Raw genomic sequence first — 14,064 nt, 5'->3', positions numbered from 1 at the left:
GAGGAATGGCCCGGCCCTCCCGGTGGAGAACCAGTGTTCGCCACTTCCCTCAACTTGACGTACGTGCCGAGGAAACGGTTGCTCAATGGTCCCTAACGGGTGAGTCACGATCGGCCGGACGGCCCCGGCCCGTCCCCCGGATGCCTACCCCGCGGGTTCCCCCCGGATCACGGCGAGCACACCGTCGAGGTCGTCGGGTTTCACCAGGACGTCGCGGGCCTTGGACCCCTCGCTCGGCCCGACGATCCCGCGCGACTCCATCAGGTCCATCAGCCGGCCCGCCTTGGCGAAGCCGACCCGCAGCTTGCGCTGGAGCATGGAGGTCGACCCGAACTGGGTGGAGACGACGAGTTCCGCCGCCTGGCACAGCAGGTCGAGGTCGTCGCCGATGTCCTCGTCGATCTCCTTCTTCTGCTTGCTGCCGACGACCACGTCCTCCCGGAAGGCGGGGGCCATCTGCTCCTTGCAGTGCCGGACGACGGCCGCGACCTCCTCCTCGGTCACGAAGGCGCCCTGCATGCGGGTCGGCTTGTTGGCGCCCATCGGCAGGAAGAGGCCGTCGCCCTTGCCGATCAGCTTCTCGGCGCCGGGCTGGTCGAGGATGACCCGGGAGTCGGCGAGCGAGGAGGTGGCGAAGGCCAGCCGGGAGGGCACGTTGGCCTTGATCAGACCGGTGACGACGTCGACGGACGGCCGCTGGGTGGCGAGCACCAGATGGATGCCGGCGGCGCGCGCCAGCTGGGTGATCCGCACGATCGAGTCCTCGACGTCCCGGGGGGCGACCATCATCAGGTCGGCCAGCTCGTCGACGATCACCAGCAGGTACGGGTAGGGCTGGAGCTCCCGCTCGCTGCCCGGGGGCGGCTCGGCCCGGCCCTCGCGCACGGCGCGGTTGAAGTCGTCGATGTGCCGGTAGCCGTAGGCCGCGAGGTCGTCGTAGCGGAGGTCCATCTCCCGGACGACCCACTGGAGTGCCTCGGCGGCCCGCTTGGGGTTGGTGATGATCGGCGTGATCAGGTGCGGGATGCCCTCGTAGGCGGTCAGCTCGACGCGCTTGGGGTCGACCAGGATCATCCGGACGTCCTCCGGGGTCGCCCGCATCATGATCGAGGTGATCAGGCAGTTGATGCAGGACGACTTGCCGGAGCCGGTGGCCCCGGCGACCAGCATGTGCGGCATCTTCGCCAGCGAGTGCATGACGTAGCCGCCCTCGACGTCCTTGCCGAAGGCGACCAGCATCGGATCGTCGTCCTCGGCGGACTCGGCGAGCCGCAGCACGTCGCCGAGGTTGACCATCTCCCGGTCGGTGTTGGGGATCTCGACGCCGACGGCGGACTTGCCGGGGATAGGGCTGATGATCCGCACGTCCGGGCTGGCGACGGCGTAGGCGATGTTCTTGGTGAGGGCGGTGATCCGCTCGACCTTGACGGCCGGGCCGAGTTCGACCTCGTAGCGGGTGACCGTCGGGCCGCGGGTGAAGCCGGTGACCCGGGCGTCGACCTTGAACTCGGTGAAGACGGTGGTGAGGGAGTCGACGACGGCGTCGTTGGCCGCGCTGCGGACCTTGCCGGGGCCGCCGCGGGTGAGCAGGTCGAGGGCCGGCAGGGAGTAGGTGATGTCCCCGGAGAGCTGGAGCTGCTCGGCGCGCGGCGGCAGGTCGCGTTCCTGCGGGGGCGGGGCCTTGGTGAGGTCGGGGACACCGGCGCCGCCCGCGTCGCGCGGCGGCGCGGCGGCGTCCCCGGTCCCGCCCGGCCGGGGCCGGGCCGCCGGGACGGGCGTCGGGGTCGGGGTCGGGGTGGTGGGCTCCCGCTCCCCCGTGGCCACGCCCTGGGTGAGGTCCGCGACCAGCGGCGAGGGCGGCATGCCGTGCAGGACGGCACCGTCCAGGGCGGCCGCCGCGGCGGCGGCGATGTCGACCGCGTCCATCGGCCGGTCCGGGTCGGGCTGGGGCACCGCGGAGCGACGGGGGCGGCTCCTGCGGCGGCCGAGGGCCTCCTCCTCGGCCGCCTCCGGGTCGTGGGGCCCGGCCGGGGAGCCGCGCCGGCGCCCCTGGGGCAGGGCCTCGCGCCACTGATCCTCGTAGCGCTCGTCGTCGTCGGCCTCCACGGCCCCGTCGGCCTCCGGGTCGCTGACGAGGCCGAGGCGGACCCCGAGCTGCCGCAGCCGCTGCGGGATCGCGTTGACGGGGGTGGCGGTGACGACGAGCAGCCCGAAGACGGTCAGCAGCGCCAGCAGCGGGACGGCCAGGACATCGGTCATCGTGGCCGACAGCGGGGTGGCCGCGCCCCAGCCGATGAGGCCCCCGGCGTCCCTTATCGCCTGCATGCCGTCGCTGCGGGCCGGTGAGCCGCAGGCGATGTGCACCTGCCCGAGCACACCGACGACCAGCGCGGACAGGCCGATCACGATCCGGCCGTTGGCCTCCGGCTTCTCCGGGTGCCGGATCAGGCGCACGGCGACGGCCCCGACCAGCAGCGGCACCAGCAGGTCCAGCCGGCCGAAGGAACCGGTCACCAGGATCTCGACGAGGTCGCCGACGGGACCCCTGAGGTCGGCCCAGGTGCCCGCGGCGACGATCAGGCAGACGCCGAGCAGCAGCAGGGCGACGCCGTCCTTGCGGTGGGCCGGGTCGAGGTTCCTGGCGCCCTGCCCTATGCCCCGGAACACCGCGCCGACGGCATGGGCGAGACCCAGCCAGAGGGCGCGCACGAACCGGAGCAGGCCCCCGGCCGGGCGGGCCGCCGGGGGCGGGGCCGCCCTCTTCGCCGGGGCCTTCCGGGCGGGTGCCCTCTTCGCCGGGGCCTTCTTCGCGGGCGCCCTGTTCGCGGCGGCCTTCTTCGCCGGAGCCTTCGCGGGAGCCGCCGCCTTCCTGGCGGGCTGCTTCTTGGCTGCGGAGGGACGTGAGGCCATGGAAGCGAGGTTACCGGGGCGGACGGCGGTCGACACGTGTGGCCACCGCTTCACCCGTTCGTGTCGTTCTCCGGAGGGCCCGGAACTGACCCCTCCGACGCGGCCGCTGACACGCGCTCACCAGCAGGAGCGCACCACCGGGACCGGGAGCCCGTTGGCCCAGCGGGCGGCGCCGGACCGGACCGCCGTGCCCGCGCCCGAGCGCCCCGCGCCCCGTACCGCCGTCGTCTCCGGACGGGGGCGCCGGGCGCGCACGGGCGCCGGCGGACGTCAGTTGACGGCGGCGCGGCCTCCCGGGGAACCCGGTTCCATCGCGTCCAGGGCCCGGCGCAGTCCGGTGAGCTTGCGCTCCAGGTGCGCGGCCGTGGCCACCGCCGCCGCGTCCGACGACTCGTCGCTCAACTGCTTGGACAGGGCCTCGGCCTGCTCCTCGACGGCGGCGAGCCGCGCCGACAGCTCCGCGAGCAGTCCCGTCGGCTCCCCGGAACCGCCGTTGGCCGACGCCCGGTCACCGCCCTCCAACTGGAGGCGCAGCAGCGCCGCCTGCTCCCGCAGCTTGCAGTTCTTCATGTACAGGTCGACGAAGACGGAGACCTTGGCGCGCAGCACCCACGGGTCGAACGGCTTGGAGATGTAGTCCACCGCGCCCGCCGCGTAGCCGCGGAAGGTGTGGTGCGGCCCGTGGTTGATCGCGGTGAGGAAGATGATCGGGATGTCCCTGGTCCGCTCCCGCCGCTTGATGTGCGCGGCCGTCTCGAAACCGTCCATGCCCGGCATCTGCACATCCAGCAGGATGACCGCGAAGTCGTCCGTCAGCAGCGCCTTGAGCGCTTCCTCCCCGGACGATGCCCGCACCAGCGTCTGATCGAGCGCCGAGAGGATCGCCTCCAGCGCCAGCAGATTCTCCGGCCGGTCATCGACCAGGAGGATCTTGGCCTTCTGCACCATGGCCCGCCCTCCTCGCCCCGGCGTGGGGCCTCCCCTGTCCGCAGGACGTGGCACGGCGCCTCGGGGGGCCGCGCCGGGCGACGACTCCCACGCGCCGCCCGTCCTCGTGCCGGTCATCGTAGCCGCACCCCGTCCGTCACCACACCCTGTCACCGTGATGTCACTGTGCACACACCGGAAACGCGGCGCGGTACAGGATCGTTCCCTCGAACCCGGCTCCGCAACCGCCGCGTACCGGCCGCGGCCGGCGCGCGATGCTCCGGAACCGGCCACCGCGCGCCACCGCCGACGGTACTCCTCACTCCTCCCGCATCCACTGCCGCATCACCGACAGCAGGTGATCGGGATCGACCGGCTTGGTCACGTAGTCCGAGGCCCCGGACTCGATCGCCTTCTCCCGGTCGCCCTTCATCGCCTTCGCGGTCAGCGCGATGATCGGCAGCCCGGCGAACTGCGGCATCCGCCGGATCGCCGTCGTCGTCGCGTACCCGTCCATCTCCGGCATCATGATGTCCATCAGCACGACCGTCACGTCCTCGTGCTGCTCCAGCACCTCGATGCCCTCCCGGCCGTTCTCGGCGTACAGCACCGACAGGCCGTGCTGCTCCAGGACGCTGGTGAGGGCGAAGACGTTACGGATGTCGTCGTCGACGATCAGCACCTTCTCGCCGTCGAACCGGACAACGCGGCGCGGCGCTGGCACCGGCTCCCGCTCCCCGGCCGCCGGCCGCTCCGGCGCGGCGGGCCGCGCGGCGGGCTCCGGCAGGGCCCTGCGGCGGCGCCGGAACAGCGCGGCGGCACCGTTCTGCGAGTCCTGGTACGACCTCACCTCGGCCGGGGTCTCGGCGGGCTCCGGCGACCGGTCCCCCGTCCCCTCGGACACCTCCGGGCCGCCCGGCTCCGGGACCGGCATCACGTGCTGCGGGGCCTGCGCCGGCAGCCCGCCCGGGTGCAGCGGCAGATACAGCGTGAACGTCGAGCCGCGGCCCGGCTCGCTCTGCGCGTGGATCTCGCCGCCCAGCAACTGCGCGATCTCCCGCGAGATCGACAGCCCGAGACCGGTGCCGCCGTACTTGCGGCTGGTGGTGCCGTCGGCCTGCTTGAACGCCTCGAAGATCACCCGCATCTTGCTCGCCGCGATGCCGATCCCGGTGTCGCTGACCGAGAACGCGATCAGCTCCGTGTCCGGGTCGGTCATCGAGCCGGCCTCCAGCAGCTGCTCCCGGATGCCCTGCGGCACGTCGTCCCGGGCCGGACGGATGACCAGCTCGACCGCGCCGGAGTCGGTGAACTTCACCGCGTTGGACAGCAGGTTGCGCAGCACCTGGAGCAGCCGCTGCTCGTCGGTGTGCAGGGTGGGCGGCAGCTCCGGGGAGACCCGCACCGACAGGTCGAGCCCCTTCTCCGCGGTCAGCGGCCGGAACGTGGCCTCCACGTAGTCGACGAGCTGGACCAGCGCGATCCGCGTCAGCGAGACGTCCATCTTGCCCGCCTCGACCTTCGACAGGTCCAGGATGTCGTTGATGAGCTGGAGCAGGTCGGACCCCGCCCCGTGGATGGTCTCCGCGAACTCCACCTGCTTCGGGGACAGGTTGGCGTCGGCGTTGTCCGCCAGCAGCTTGGCCAGGATCAGCAGCGAGTTCAGCGGGGTGCGCAGCTCGTGCGACATGTTGGCCAGGAACTCGCTCTTGTACCGCATGGAGACCGCCAGTTGCTCGGCGCGCTCCTCCAGGACCTGCCGGGCCTCCTCGATCTCGGTGTTCTTCACCTCGATGTCGCGGTTCTGCCGGGCCAGCAGCTCGGCCTTCTCCTCCAGTTCGGCGTTGGAGGACTGGAGCGCCGACTGCCGCTGCTCCAACTCCTCCGAACGCAGCCGCAGTTGCTCGGTCAGCTCCTGCGACTGCTTCAGCAGCACCTCCGTCTTGGTGTTGACGGAGATGGTGTTCACGCTGGTCGCGATCATCTCCGCGATCTGGTTGAGGAAGTCCTTCTGGATGTGCGTGAACGGCGTGAACGACGCCAGCTCGATGACCCCGAGCACCTTCCCCTCGAACAGCACCGGCAGCACGATCACCTGGGCGGGCGGCGCCTCGCCGAGCCCCGAAGAGATCTTCAGGTAGCCCGTCGGCGCGTTCTCCACCAGGATCGTCCGCTTCTCCTGCGCGGCCGTCCCGACCAGCGCCTCCCCCGGCCGGAAGGACGTGGGCATGGACCCCATCGAGTAGCCGTAGGACCCCAGCATCCGCAGCTCGTACTGCTCGTCCTGCCCGGTGGCCGACTCCCTCCCGTCCACCAGCGGCATGGCCAGGAAGAACGCGCCGTGCTGCGCCGACACCACCGGCGTCAGCTCGCTCATGATCAGCGACGCCACGTCCTGGAGGTCGCGGCGGCCCTGCATCAGCGCGGAGATCCGCGCCAGGTTGCCCTTCAGCCAGTCCTGCTCCTTGTTGGCGATCGTGGTGTCGCGCAGGTTGGCGATCATCTTGTTGATGTAGTCCTGGAGCTCCTGGATCTCCCCGGACGCGTCCACGTCGATCTTCAGGTTCAGATCGCCGCGCGTCACCGCGGTCGCCACCCGCGCGATGGCCCGCACCTGCCGGGTCAGGTTCCCGGCCATCTCGTTCACGGACTCCGTCAGGTCCCGCCAGGTGCCGTCCACGTCGCGCACCCGGGCCTGGCCGCCCAGGGCGCCCTCGGTGCCCACCTCGCGGGCCACCCGGGTGACCTCCTCGGCGAACGAGGAGAGCTGGTCGACCATCGTGTTGATGGTCGTCTTCAGCTCCAGGATCTCGCCCCGCGCGTCGATGTCGATCTTCTTGGTGAGATCGCCCTTGGCGATGGCCGTCGTGACCATGGCGATGTTGCGCACCTGACCGGTCAGGTTGGACGCCATCTGGTTCACCGACTCGGTGAGGTCCTTCCAGGTGCCCGACACTCCCGGGACGTGCGCCTGACCGCCCAGGATGCCGTCCGTGCCCACCTCGCGGGCCACCTTGGTGACCTGGTCCGCGAACGAACTCAGCGTCTTCACCATCGTGTTGAACGTCTCGGCGAGCTGCGCCACCTCGCCGCGCGCCTCGATCGTCACCGTCCGCGTCAGGTCGCCGTTGGCGACCGCCGCCGCCACCTGGGAGATGTTCCGCACCTGCACCGTGAGGTTCTTCGCCATCAGGTTGACGTTGTCGCTGAGGTCCTTCCAGATGCCCACCACCCCGGGCACGTGCGCCTGGCCGCCGAGGATCCCCTCGGTGCCCACCTCCCGCGCCACCCGGGTGACCTGCTCGGCGAACGACGAGAGCTGGTCCACCATCGTGTTGACGGTGGTGACCAGTTCGAGGATCTCGCCCTTCGCGTCGACGGTGATCTTCTTCGACAGGTCGCCCTTGGCGACCGCCGTCGTCACCTCCGCGATGTTCCGCACCTGCATGGTCAGGTTGTTGGCCATGCCGTTCACGGACTGCGTGAGGTCCTTCCAGGTGCCGGAGACCCCCTGCACCTCCGCCTGGCCGCCGAGGATGCCCTCGGTGCCCACCTCCCGCGCCACCCGGGTGACCTCCTGGGCGAACGACGAGAGCTGGTCCACCATCGTGTTCAGGGTGTTCTTCAGCTCCAGGATCTCCCCGCGCGCGTCCACGGTGATCTTCTGGGACAGGTCGCCGCGCGCCACCGCGGTGGCCACCTGCGCGATGTTGCGGACCTGCGCGGTGAGGTTCCCGGCCATGCCGTTCACCGAGTCGGTCAGGTCGCGCCACACCCCGGCCACCCCGGGCACCTGCGCCTGGCCGCCGAGCCGGCCCTCCGTGCCCACCTCGCGGGCCACCCGGGTGACCTGCTCCGCGAACGACGAGAGCTGGTCGACCATCGTGTTGATGGTGTTCTTCAGCTCCAGGATCTCGCCCCGCGCGTCCACGTCGATCTTCTGCGAGAGGTCGCCGCGCGCCACGGCCGTCGTCACCTGGGCGATGTTCCGCACCTGGGAGGTGAGATTGCCGGCCATCGAGTTGACGGAGTCGGTCAGCTCCTTCCAGGTGCCCGACACGCCGTCCACCCGGGCCTGACCGCCCAGCCGCCCCTCCGTGCCCACGTCCCGCGCCATCCGCGTCACCTGGTCGGCGAAGCTGGAGAGCTGGTCCACCATCCGGTTCACGGTGTTCTTGAGCTGGAGCATCTCGCCCGAGACGTCCACGGTGACCTTCTGCGACAGGTCGCCGTTGGCCACCGCCGTCGTCACCTGGGCGATGTTCCGCACCTGCCCGGTGAGGTTGCGGAACGCGGTGTTGACGGAGTCGGTCAGGTCCTTCCACGTCCCCGCCGCCCCCGGCACCTGCGCCTGGCCGCCCAGCTCGCCCTCGACACCGACCTCCCGGGCCACCCGCGTGACCTCGGCGCCGAACGACGAGAGCTGGTCCACCATCGTGTTGACGGTGTTCTTCAGCTCCAGCATCTCCCCGGCCACGTCCACCGTGACCTTCTGCGAAAGGTCGCCGTTGGCCACCGCCGTCGTCACCGCGGCGATGTCCCGCACCTGCGTCGTCAGGTTCCGGAACACCGTGTTCACCGAATCGGTGAGGTCCTTCCAGGTCCCCGCCGCGCCCGGCACGTTCGCCTGGCCGCCCAGCCGCCCCTCGGCACCGACCTCGTTCGCCACCCGCGTGACCTCGTCCGCGAAGATCCGCAGCGTCTCGGTCATCTGGTTGATCGTCTCCGCGAGCCGCGCGACCTCGCCGCGCGCCGGAACCGTCACCTTCCGCGACAGGTCGCCACTGGCGACCGCCGTCGTCACCTCGGCGATCCCCCGCACCTGGGCCGTGAGGTTCCCGGCCATCGTGTTGACGGAGTCGGTCAGCTCCTTCCACACCCCGGCCACCCCGGACACCTGGGCCTGACCGCCCAGGGCGCCCTCCGTGCCCACCTCGCGGGCGACTCGTGTCACCTCGGAGGAGAACGCCGAGAGCTGGTCCACCATCGTGTTGACGGTGTTCTTCAGCTCCAGCATCTCCCCGGCCACGTGCACCGTGACCTTGCGCGACAGGTCCCCCTTGGCCACCGCCGTCGTCACCAGCGCGATGTCCCGCACCTGCGCCGTCAGCCGGTACGCCATGGTGTTCACGGACTCGGTCAGGTCCTTCCAGGAACCCGACATCCCGCGCACCCGGGCCTGGCCGCCCAGCTTGCCCTCGGTACCGACCTCGCTGGCCACCCGGGTGACCTCGTCCGTGAACGTCGACAACTGGTCGACCAGGTTGTTCACGGTCCGCCCGACCTTCAGGAACTCCCCGCGCAGCGGATGCCCCGACCCCTCGGCCGACTGCGTCCGCAGCTCCATCCGCGGCGACAGGTCACCGTCGGCCACCGCCGACAGCACCCGGCCCACCTCGGACACCGGCCGGACCAGATCGTCCACCAGGGCGTTCGAATGGTCGATCGCCGCCGCCCAGGACCCCTCGCAGGACCCCGCCTCCAGCCGCTCCGTGAGCTTCCCCTCACGCCCGACCATGCGCCGCACCCGGGCCAGCTCGCCCGTGAGGTGCAGATTTCGGTCGGCGACCTCGTTGAAGACCGCCGCGATCTCCGACATCACCCCGTCGCCGGACACCGTCAGCCGCTTGCGGAAGTTCCCCTCCCGCATGGCGACCAGGGCTGCCAGCAGCCGGTTCAGCGCCGCCGTGTCCACCGTGGTCGTACCACCCCGCGTCCGGCCCTGGTTACCAGAAGGCTGTCCGCCCTTCGCGCGCGCTTTCGCGCCCCGCGTCGCCGCGCCAGACTCCACTGTGTCCCTCCCGCAGGGTCGACCGTCACTGCCGTGCCCGGGTGCCGCCACTCGGCGCACCCGTCTCTACCGCGTACCTCACGGGTGCTCCGGCACCCGTCCTCCATACGGGGTCCGCGCCCCGCGGACCGGCGCACCGGACCGCGGAGGAGACCGCCGCCCGCCGCGCGCGACGGGCATCCTGCCGCCCGGGCCCGCACGAGAACCCTGCCCAGTGTTTCACCCTCACCCAACCAGGCCATAACAGTTCGGCAGCTTCGCACACCGCCCGCACACCCGTGGGGCGGAATCGCGGCGGACCGCCCTCCGCCGGGGCGGCGGGGGTAAGTAACCTTGCATGCGGCTGTCCAGCCGTACCGGTCCGTCCGGTCTGGGCGGTGACACCGAGACGAGCGGGCATCGAAGGGGCGGCCGGAGACATGACCACCGGACTCATCCCGGGGGAGCAGCCCCCGGATTCCGGGCCGACGAGCGGCATGCCGCAGCAGCGACGCGAGCCGGTCGGCCGGCAGGCCGCGCCCGGGGAGAAGGAGTCGAAGAGTTCCGTGATCACCGCGCGCGCCTCCGCCAGCTTCGAGCCCGTGGGACGCTCGGTCGCGGGCGCCCGCTCCTTCGTCCGCGACACCCTCCAGGGCTGGGGCCACGCCGACGTCGTCGACGACGCCGTCGTCCTCACCAGCGAACTGGTCACCAACGCCGTCGTCCACGCCGGTACCGCGGCCGACGTCCGCTGCCTGCGCACCGACGAGACCGTGCGCATCGAGGTCTCCGACCGCTACCCCGAGCGCGAGGTCCCCCTCCAGTCCGCCGCCGTCTCCATGGGCAGCCCCGACCGCGAGGGCGGCCGCGGCCTCCAGCTCTGCGCCGCCCTGGCCGGCCGCTGGGGCGTCGACTACACGCCGACCCACAAGCACGTCTGGTTCGAGCTTGCCCTGCCCGACCGCGCGGTCGGCACCCGCACCGCCGGGCCCTCGCTCCCCGCCGACCGGCTGCCGCTCGCCGACGGCCGGGTCCGGGTCGCCGTCGTCCAGCTCGACGCCGGCGGCGCCGTCACCTCCTGGAACGAGGACGCCCAGGACCTCTTCGGCCACCCCGCCGACGAGGTCGTCGGCAAGCAGCTCACCGACCTGGCGGCCTGGCCGCACACCCCCGGCACCGGGACCGGCATCGCCGAGGCGCTGCGCCTCTCCCGCTGGGAGGGCAGCTACGGCATGCGCTCCGCGGACGGCCGGGTCGTCCCCGTCTACGCCTCCCACCTGCGGGTCCGCGACACCGACGGCGAACCCTCCACCGTCTGCCTGCTGGTCCGCGACCACGAGCGCGCCGTCCTGCAGACCCCGGCCCGCGGAACGGCCTCCGAGGCCACTTCCTGCGAGGGCAGGAGCACCGACCCCTTCGAGGTCTTCATCGGCTCCCCCGCCCCCGACGACCTCGACGGACTCCTCCAGCGCACCGTCGAGCGGGCCCGCGACATGCTCGACGGCGACGCCGCCTTCCTGCTCCTGGCCACCGACGACGAGACCGAGCTGGAGGTCCGCGCCTCCACCGGCCTGCCCTCCGCCCGCCAGCGCTTCGCCCGGGTCCCCGTCGAGGCCGGCCCCGGCCGCTACGGCTCGGCCCGCATGCCCGCCGTCCACGACGACCTCGGAGCCGTCCCCGGCGCCGTGCCGCTGCTCGGCGGCACCGGCATGCGCTCGGTGGTCACGGTGCCCCTGAAGGTCGAGGGCCGCCTCACCGGCTCCCTCGGCGTCGCCGCCGAGGCCCCGGGCCGCTACTCCAACGAGGAGGCACTCCGCCTCCAGTTCGCCGCCGACCGCATCGCCCTGGCCGTCGAGTCCGCCCGCCTGGGCGAGCTGGAGCGGCTGCGCCGCGGCTCGCTGAGCTTCCTCGTCGAGGCCTCCGACCTGCTCGCCGGCACCCTGGACCGGGACCAGACGCTCGCCCTGATGGCCCAGATGACGGTGCCGACGCTGGCCACCTGGTGCGCCGTCTACACCATCGCCGACCAGGCCTCGGAGCCCTTTCTCTCCTACGTCCTGCACGAGGACGAGGAACTGATCGACGGCATCAAGTCCCTGCTGGCGAAGGCCGCACCACCGGACCCGGTGCCCACCCCCGGCGCCCGCGTCTGGACGACGCCCGGCGAGATCGCCCACCAGGCCGCGCTGCGCACCTCCATGCGCGCCCTCGGCCTCACCGACGGCGCCTCCCCGCGGGCGGCGTCCGGCACCGGCCCGACCCTCGCCACGGCCCACGCGCTCGGCGGCGAGACGGTCGTGCTGCCGCTGGTCGCCCGCAACCGGGTCATCGGCATGCTCACCCTGGGCAAGCCCGCCGAAGAGCACTTCCGCCAGGAGATCCTGGAACTGGCCGAGGACCTCTCCCGCCGGGCCGCCCTGGCCCTGGACAACGCCCGCCTCTACTCCGAGCGCACCGCCATCAGCCAGTCCCTCCAACGCAGCCTGCTGCCGCCGGAGCTGCCCCTGATCGACGGCGTCGAGGTCGAGGTCATCTACCGCGCCGCCGGTGAGGGCAACGAGGTCGGCGGCGACTTCTACGACCTGTTCCCCATCAGCGACGACGCCTACGGCTTCGCCATCGGGGACGTCTGCGGCACCGGGCCCAACGCGGCGGCGGTCACCGGCCTGGCCCGGCACGCCCTGCGGCTGCTGGCCCGGGAGGGACTCAGCGGCCCGGCCGTGCTGGAGCGGCTGAACTCCGCGATCCTCGACGAGGGCGCCCGCAGCCGCTTCCTGACGCTCCTGTACGGCGAGCTGCGCCCGCTGGCCGGCGGCGGCGCCGAGCTGAAGGTGGTCTGCGCCGGGCACCCCCTGCCGCTGCGCCTGCGCCAGGACGGCACCGTGCAGCCCGCGGCCGAGCCGCAGCCGCTGCTGGGCGTGATCGAGGACCTGGAGCTGTACGAGGAGACGGTGACCCTCGACCCGGGCGACGTGCTGCTCTGCGTCACGGACGGCGTCACCGAGCGCCGGGAGGGCACCCGGATGCTGGGCGACGACGGCCTGGCCGACGTCCTCACCACCTGCACGGGCCTGACGGCGGGCGCGGTGGCGGCACGGATCATGCGGGCGGTGGAGCGCTTCGCCTCGGACGCGCCGTCGGACGACATGGCGATCCTGGCGATGCGCGTCCCGGAGCCCCACCAGGACTGACGGGGCGGGCGACGGCCTCGCACCCGCGAGCGCCTTTCCCGTCGGACGGGATCCGCCCTCCCGGGGGACCGACGGGCTCACGCGCGGCGGCGCGGCGGGACGGGGGACGGGTCGGGGCGACCGAAAGGGCAGTACCGCATCAGGACATGAAAAAGGCCCCGCCCGAATCGGGCGGGGCCTTTCTTCACGGAGCCCCCAAACGGAATCGAACCGTTGACCTTCTCCTTACCATGGAGACGCTCTACCGACTGAGCTATAGGGGCCTGTCGCCTTGCGGGGTTTCCCCCTTGGCAACGGAATAGATCATACCCCGAACACAGCTGTGTTCCCAACCGTCCGACGTCACCCGAGAGCGGGTTCCAGAAGTCCCCCGAGGGTGTTGCAGGCCGCCACGATCCGCTGCATCTCACGCTTCGTCAGGGAGGCGTCCACCGGCAGCGCCAGGGTCTCGTCCGCGGCCCGCTCGGTCTCCGGCAGCGACACGCACCGGCGGAAGCCGGGCAGCCGGTGCACGGGCGTCTTCACCGGCACCCGGCACTCGACGCCCCTGCCGCGTATCGCGCGGGCGAACGCGTCCCGGTCGGGCCGCCCGTTGCCCGGCACCCGCACCACGTACTGCTGGTAGGTGTGTCCGTCCCCGCCGTCGGGGGTGCGTACGCCACGCAGCTTGGCGTCGAGGTAGGCGGCGCGCTGGCGGCGCTGCGCCCGCTCGTCGTGGGCGTCCTCGATCTCGGCCCGTTCCAGCACCAGCAGCCCGTGCCGCCGCCCCAGTTCGTGCAGCCGCGGCATGTCCGCGGGCCGGCCGAAGCGGTGCACGACGACGACGGCCGCGGTGCGGGCGCCGAGCGCCGCCTCCACGGACGAGCCGTCCAGGCAGTACGTCACCGGGTCTATGTCCGCGAACACCGGTGACGCTCCGGCCGAGGCGACGGCCTCGGCGATCTCCACGTTCCCGAAGGCCGGCACGACGACCTCGTCGCCGGCTCCCACGCCGGCGGCCCTGAGCAGTGCAGCAGTACTCATACCGGCATGGTGGCCGCGCGACGTGAACGCCAAGTGACGCACAACAAAAAAGGGTTGGACCCGGAACCGAAGTTCCTGGTCCAACCCTTCTGAAGGATTGTTCGGCGGCGTCCTACTCTCCCACAGGGTCCCCCCTGCAGTACCATCGGCGCTGTAGAGCTTAGCTTCCGGGTTCGGAATGTAACCGGGCGTTTCCCCTACGCTATGACCACCGAAACACTATGAAACACAACCCGCAACCCC

5 protein-coding genes, 1 tRNA gene and 1 rRNA gene are annotated in these 14,064 nt (G+C 71.9%); 1 reads left to right on the top strand and 6 read right to left on the bottom strand.

All coding sequences use genetic code 11. The features are described from left to right. Positions 1 to 144 precede the first annotated feature (144 nt). The 3 genes from GTY84_RS24625 to GTY84_RS24615 form a co-directional block, all read right to left on the bottom strand. Positions 145 to 2,910 carry a DNA translocase FtsK gene (locus tag GTY84_RS24625; protein WP_202551697.1) on the bottom strand — a complete coding sequence of 922 codons (2,766 nt, stop codon included), beginning with the start codon at positions 2,908 to 2,910 and terminating at the stop codon, positions 145 to 147. A 270-nt stretch (positions 2,911 to 3,180) separates the two neighbouring features. After that, a complete protein-coding gene (locus tag GTY84_RS24620; RefSeq protein WP_161228581.1) occupies positions 3,181 to 3,858 on the bottom strand; it encodes a response regulator in 678 nt (225 codons plus the stop codon). A 298-nt stretch (positions 3,859 to 4,156) separates the two neighbouring features. Continuing rightward, positions 4,157 to 9,628 (bottom strand): HAMP domain-containing protein, encoded by a 5,472-nt coding sequence (locus tag GTY84_RS24615; protein WP_345943516.1) that lies wholly within the window; start codon positions 9,626 to 9,628, stop codon positions 4,157 to 4,159. A 419-nt stretch (positions 9,629 to 10,047) separates the two neighbouring features. Here GTY84_RS24615 and GTY84_RS24610 point away from each other — a divergent pair, with 419 nt between their 5' ends. Next, positions 10,048 to 12,798: a SpoIIE family protein phosphatase gene (locus GTY84_RS24610; protein ID WP_161228579.1), complete on the top strand. Its 2,751-nt coding sequence runs from the start codon at positions 10,048 to 10,050 to the stop codon at positions 12,796 to 12,798. Positions 12,799 to 12,988: 190 nt separating this feature from the next. On the opposite strand, the gene GTY84_RS24605 is transcribed toward GTY84_RS24610, so the two are convergent. From GTY84_RS24605 to rrf, 3 genes are all read right to left on the bottom strand, one after another. After that, positions 12,989 to 13,061, bottom strand: a tRNA-Thr gene (locus tag GTY84_RS24605). 79 nt (positions 13,062 to 13,140) lie between these two features. Next, complete coding sequence (locus GTY84_RS24600) at positions 13,141 to 13,806, bottom strand: DegT/DnrJ/EryC1/StrS family aminotransferase (protein WP_161228686.1); 666 nt, start codon at positions 13,804 to 13,806, stop codon at positions 13,141 to 13,143. 114 nt (positions 13,807 to 13,920) lie between these two features. Beyond that, positions 13,921 to 14,037: ribosomal RNA gene (gene rrf, locus GTY84_RS24595) — 5S ribosomal RNA — on the bottom strand. Positions 14,038 to 14,064 lie beyond the last annotated feature (27 nt).

The organism is Streptomyces sp. SID8352, from assembly GCF_009862265.1.
Lineage (GTDB): Bacteria > Actinomycetota > Actinomycetes > Streptomycetales > Streptomycetaceae > Streptomyces.
The sequence above is the reverse complement of the archived record's forward strand: the minus strand, read 5'-3'. Positions and strand labels throughout refer to the sequence as shown.

Coding starts and splice junctions, on each gene's coding strand:
- GTY84_RS24625 (WP_202551697.1), bottom strand. CDS start 2,910: ATGGCCTCACGTCCCTCCGCAGCCAAGAAGCAGCCCGCCAGGAAGGCG.
- GTY84_RS24620 (WP_161228581.1), bottom strand. CDS start 3,858: ATGGTGCAGAAGGCCAAGATCCTCCTGGTCGATGACCGGCCGGAGAAT.
- GTY84_RS24610 (WP_161228579.1), top strand. CDS start 10,048: ATGACCACCGGACTCATCCCGGGGGAGCAGCCCCCGGATTCCGGGCCG.